Below are 4,955 nucleotides of genomic sequence, written 5' to 3' on the forward strand. Positions count from 1 at the left end.
ACTAACCACTAACCACTAACCACTAACCACTAACCACTAACCACTAACCACTAACCACTAACCACTAACCACTAACCACTAACCACTAACCACTAACCACTGCCTACTGGAGAATCTTGAAGATTTCGAACGCCTGCGCCCAGCCCTCGTCGATGATCTGCGGGACATCGTGCAAGGGCAGCCCCAACAAATTCCAGGCGCCCCGCTCGAAGCTCGCCCGGTCCTCGTAGATGACTTCGCTTAGGTTGACGGAAGGCTCGATGTTGCAGGCCAGGGCGCTGGCGATGTGCAGGAGCGCGGCGCTTTTGGGATGGCTGGGCGCACGGGAGGGCGCCAGATAATGGGCCACGGCGTCCTGCAAGCGCTGGGGCAATCCCCAGCTACGCAACAGCTCGGCGCCGACCTCCGCGTGGGTGAAGCCGAACACGGCCCGCTCGGCCCGGTTCAGCGAATCCTCGCTCTGGTCGCAAATGCTCAGCACTTCGCAGTAAAGGTCCGGGCGGGTGGTGTAGAACACCTGCCGCCCCAGCTTGTGCAGAAGGCCGGCGATGAACAGCGGCTCGCTCTGAAACACCCGGCACCGGAACGCCAGCGACCGGGCCACGGCGCCGCACACCACGCTGTTCAGCCAGAACCGCTCCATGTCGATGATGTCCGGCGGAATGCCGTTGAAATGGGTGGTGACGGGGGTGGCGGCCACCAGTTCCCGCAGGGCTTCGAGGCCGATGATGGCGATGGATTCAGACACCATGTCCACCCTGGACGAAGCGCTGCCCAATCGGCTGTTCGCCAATTGCAGAACCCGGGCGGTCAATAGCGGATCATTGATGACGACTTCGCCGATTTCGGCGTTGGTGGCGTAGGGCGAATCCAATAATTGGCCCGCCTTGAAAATGACCCCAGGCATGGAGAACAGCGTGCCGACCTCCTGGACCAGCGACCGGGCCGTCACCGGGCGCTTCGGTTGACGGGTGGCATTCTTCAGGCCGCCGCCGGGTGGCGTGGCTATCGCCGTCCAATCGGGCATGACACCGCTCAAGCTGTCCTCCTCTTTCGCCGACCCGGTTTTAGCGCCCTGATTAGTCATTTCTGGTTCTGGGCGCGTGGCGCTGTAATGACCCGATGCCATGGACTGGATGGGTTTAATTTTCTCTTCCATGGAGGAATAGTGTAGTCGCCTGTCGTCAAATCGAAGCCAAAATAGGATGTGAATATTTACCTTGCGCTCTATTTTTCCACGGGGTGAATGACGTGTTTTCCCAAGCCATTCCGACTTGTTCAACTTGCGGACTCCGGGCAATCTGTAAAAATTGCGCCTCTGTGACTTTAACTTTTCGTGTTTTTTTCGGGGTATCCATCAGTGAAATTCAGCCAGATTGCTGTTTCATGCGTATTGAGCGCGCTATTGGCGCTGTCGGGAAAGCTGGGCGCCCAGGAGGAATGGAAATCCCTTATTTATCTCGCCGAGGCCGATGAGGACGAGGACGAGGACGAGGACGAGGACGACGCCACCCCAAACGCCCGGCCCCGCCTGGACGAGCTGCGCGGCTGGCTGGAAAACCGCCATCGGGAGCGGGGCGATGACGCGCCCGCGCCCCGCTCCGGGCGGATTGCCGAGCCGAGCTGGGATACGGGTTCCGATGCCGTCGTGTCGCGGCATTCCCGCCGCCATTGGGGGGGGCATGGCCATCATTACCGGCACGCCAGAAGCCACCGCCACGCTTGGCGTCCTCATTACAGCCATTACAGCCGTCACCACGGACACAAGCGCCACCATGCCCACGCCGCCCCGTACCGGCTTAAAGGGCATAAAACCCACATCACCCACCGGAAGGCCGGGCATGGGCACTATGGGCGCCATCGCGTCAAATTCCATCACGCCCATCACCTTCCGGGGCGGATCGGGCACGCCAAACACAAGCGGCACCAAGCCCATCATGTGGCCAAGCGGGGTGGCAAAATCAAAGCCTTCCGCCACCACGCCAAGCCCATCAAGGCCGCACATCGGGTAGCGCGGCGGCCAGGCGGCAGGCACCATCGGCATTGAACCTGGGCCGGGCGCGGGACTCCTATGGAATATCGCCCCGCCGTCGTTCAGCCTGGATTCAGCGGCGTCGCTGTATATACTCGAAACGGCCACAAACTGAACTTTTAATCCCCCCTCACCCCAACCCTCTCCCGGAGGGCGAGGGGGGCAAGATGCCCTATTTCCTGTTTAGGTGGATTGCCATGAACAGCACAATCAAACGCCTGTCCCTCATTCTCGGCCTAGCCCTGCTGCTGCCGGGCTGCGTCCATCAATATGGGCGCGGCTACGACCGGGGGTATGGCGCTTATTCAGGCCATTATTACGGCAATCCGGGCTATTACTACGGCGGTCGCCCGGGTTATTACTACGGCGGGCACCCGGGCTATTCCAACTATGGCGCTTACCCACGGGGCGGTTATCCGTCCGGCGGAGGCTACATCATCGACCGGGGCCGTGAGCCACCGCCGCAAGACCGGCACAATCACCGCCCGCCTCGGGATGGCTATTCTGGTGGCAACGGTGGCGGCAACAACGGCTCTCACCACCCCAACCCGGCGTGGCAGGGCAACCCCGCCCGAGAGGAACGCCTGCGCCGCCAGGAGGCCGAGCATTCAAACCACTGGCAGCAGGGGGAACGGCGCAAGCAACAGGAAATCCAGTCCCGGCCCCCGGCCTTCCAGCCGCCATCGGCGCAGTTTCAGCGGCGCCAGGAAGCCATGTGGGAGAACCGGCAGCGGTCGCAACAGTTCGCGGCGCCCGTGGACAAGCCGCCCCGCCAGGGCGGCGGCCCGGAGCGGGGCTTTAAACGGAATCGGCGGGATTAACCAGCCCACCCGAGTGGCCTTACCACACCAGCATCCCCACCACCGCGCCGGTCATGAGCGTGGACAAGGTGCCGGACACGATGGATTTCGCGCCCAGGGACACCACCTCATCCCGCCGCTCCGGCACCATGGTGCCCAACCCGCCCAACAGAATCCCCAAGCTCCCCAGATTGGCGAAGCCGCACAGGGCGTAGGTCATCACCAAGCGGCTGCGTTCGCTTAAGGATTCGGCGGGCAGCTTCGCCAAATCCAGATAAGCGATCAGCTCATTCAACACGGTCTTGGTGCCCATCAAAGCACCCGCCGCGCCCGCCTCATGCCAGGGAACCCCCATCAGCCACACCACCGGCGCCATCAGCCAGCCCAAGCCGCGCTGCAAGGTCAGCGGTTGTCCGCCCACCTCGGGCAGCAGCGCCAGCAGCATGTTCGCCAAGCTCACCAAGGCCACGAACACCACCAGCATGGCGACGATGTTGATGAGCAGCTCCACCCCCGCCAGCGTGCCTTGGGTCACGGCGTCGATGGCCGAGCGGGCGCCGGAGTGCGCGGCCAGTTCGCCCTCGGTGGCCGGGGCGTCGGTGGGCACCATGATCGCCGCCACCAGGATGGCCGACGGCACGCTCACCAGCGAGGCCGTCAGGATGTGGCCCATCGCGTCCGGCACGGCGCGGGATAGGAAACTGGCGTACAGCACCATCACCGTACCGGAGATGGTCGCCATGCCGCAGGTCATCACCGAGAAGATTTCGCCCCGGCTCATGTGGCGGAGATAAGGCCGCACGAACAAGGGCGCCTCCACCATGCCGACGAAAATATCGGCGGCGGCGGACAATCCCACCGCCCCGCCCAGGCCCAGCGTCTTCCGCAGCACCAGCGACACAGCCCTAACCACCCAGGGCAGCACCCGCCAATAGAACAGCAGCGAGGACAGGGCGCTCACCACCAGCACCAGCGGCAGGGCGCGGAACGCCAGCACGAAGCTGGAAGCGCCGCCGACTTCGGTGAACGGCGTGGGCGCTCCGCCCAGATAGCCGAACACGAAGGCCGTGCCGGTCTGGGTGGCCCGCTCCACGGCCAGCAGCAAATCATTGAGCGCCAGAAAAAATGCTTGAAGGGCGGCAGCTTCAACAAAGCCGCCGCGAGTAGGATTTGCAACAATAACGCCGAGACCGTGGTGCGCCAGGGGAACTGACGGCGGTCCTCGCTGAACAGATAGGCAAAGCCTAAGAAAACCAACAGGCCAAGGGCGCTTTGCAGGGCGGGATGCATAGGGGAATCACTCGCGGAGAAGAAAGGATCGGGAACCGGGCAGGGAACTTGCAGACTTGTTATGCGGTCTTTCGGTCCCCATTGTAGCGAACGGCCTGCTGCACTTTTAGAACAATCGAGGCTTCCATGGCACCTAATCCTTTCACCCTCCCTTTCCCCCGCCTGCCCAACACCCTGCCCATTTTTCCCCTGGCGAACGCGGTGGTCATGCCGGGCTGCCAATTGCCGCTCAATGTGTTCGAGCCGCGCTACCTCAACATGGTCTTCGACGCCCTGGGCGCGGAGCGCCTGATTGGCATGACGCAACCCGACCCTTCCGGGGACAGCGACCAAGCGGTCTATGGCACCGGCACGGCGGGCCGCGTCATCTCGTTCAACGAGACCCAGGACGGGCGGCTGCTGATTGTGCTGACCGGCGTGTGCCGGTTCGACATCCGCGAAGAAATCCCCACCACCCGGGGCTATCGCCGGGCGGTGGTCGATTGGGGTCGGTTCGCCGACGATTACGAGCTGGTCGGCCATGACAAGGATTACGAGCGGCCAAAACTGCTGGCCATGCTCAAGGAATATTTCCAGCGCAAGGGCATGGAGACCAACTGGAACATGGTGGAGCAAATGCCGATTCCGCTACTCGCCAACGTGCTGACCGGGCAACTGCCCTTCGATCCGCCGGAGCGGCAAGCCCTGGTGGAAGAAGTCGGCCTGCGGGAGCGCGTCGCCAAGCTCATCAACCTCTTGGAATTTGACGTGGTGGGCACCCGGATGGCCGATGGGACGCGGCATTGATTCCTGCGGGAGTGGGTTTGCGTGGGAGTGGGCTTTAGCCCACGATC

The 4,955-nt window shown here is 62.9% G+C and carries 6 protein-coding genes and 1 pseudogene; 3 read left to right on the plus strand and 4 right to left on the minus strand.

All coding sequences use genetic code 11. The features are described from left to right. Nucleotides 1-103 precede the first annotated feature (103 nt). The gene (locus ACXWUF_RS18510) at nt 104-1,087 is read right to left on the minus strand and encodes an HDOD domain-containing protein (RefSeq protein ID WP_458496077.1); all 984 of its coding nucleotides are present in this window, start codon (nt 1,085-1,087) and stop codon (nt 104-106) included. 97 nt (nt 1,088-1,184) lie between these two features. Beyond that, nucleotides 1,185-1,358 carry a hypothetical protein gene (locus ACXWUF_RS18515; protein WP_458496078.1) on the minus strand — a complete coding sequence of 58 codons (174 nt, stop codon included), beginning with the start codon at nt 1,356-1,358 and terminating at the stop codon, nt 1,185-1,187. A 35-nt stretch (nt 1,359-1,393) separates the two neighbouring features. Here ACXWUF_RS18515 and ACXWUF_RS18520 point away from each other — a divergent pair, with 35 nt between their 5' ends. Then, entirely contained in the window at nt 1,394-2,047 is a 654-nt protein-coding gene (locus ACXWUF_RS18520) for a hypothetical protein (protein ID WP_458496079.1), read from the plus strand. Between the two features lie 182 nt (nt 2,048-2,229). Next, the gene (locus ACXWUF_RS18525; protein ID WP_458496080.1) at nt 2,230-2,853 is read left to right on the plus strand and encodes a hypothetical protein; all 624 of its coding nucleotides are present in this window, start codon (nt 2,230-2,232) and stop codon (nt 2,851-2,853) included. 19 nt (nt 2,854-2,872) lie between these two features. Here the strand turns inward: ACXWUF_RS18525 and ACXWUF_RS18530 are convergent, their stop codons facing one another. Together ACXWUF_RS18530 and ACXWUF_RS18535 are read right to left on the minus strand one after the other, a co-directional pair. Continuing rightward, nucleotides 2,873-3,937: a NupC/NupG family nucleoside CNT transporter gene (locus tag ACXWUF_RS18530; RefSeq protein WP_458496081.1), complete on the minus strand. Its 1,065-nt coding sequence runs from the start codon at nt 3,935-3,937 to the stop codon at nt 2,873-2,875. Between the two features lie 26 nt (nt 3,938-3,963). Then, nucleotides 3,964-4,122: pseudogene (locus ACXWUF_RS18535) on the minus strand (Na+ dependent nucleoside transporter N-terminal domain-containing protein); the annotation flags it as partial. 126 nt (nt 4,123-4,248) lie between these two features. Between ACXWUF_RS18535 and ACXWUF_RS18540 the strand changes: the two are divergent. Next, nucleotides 4,249-4,908 (plus strand): LON peptidase substrate-binding domain-containing protein, encoded by a 660-nt coding sequence (locus ACXWUF_RS18540; RefSeq protein WP_458496082.1) that lies wholly within the window; start codon nt 4,249-4,251, stop codon nt 4,906-4,908. The last annotated feature ends 47 nt before the right edge of the window (nt 4,909-4,955 follow it).

The sequence above is a fragment of the Methylomagnum sp. genome, assembly GCF_054333355.1.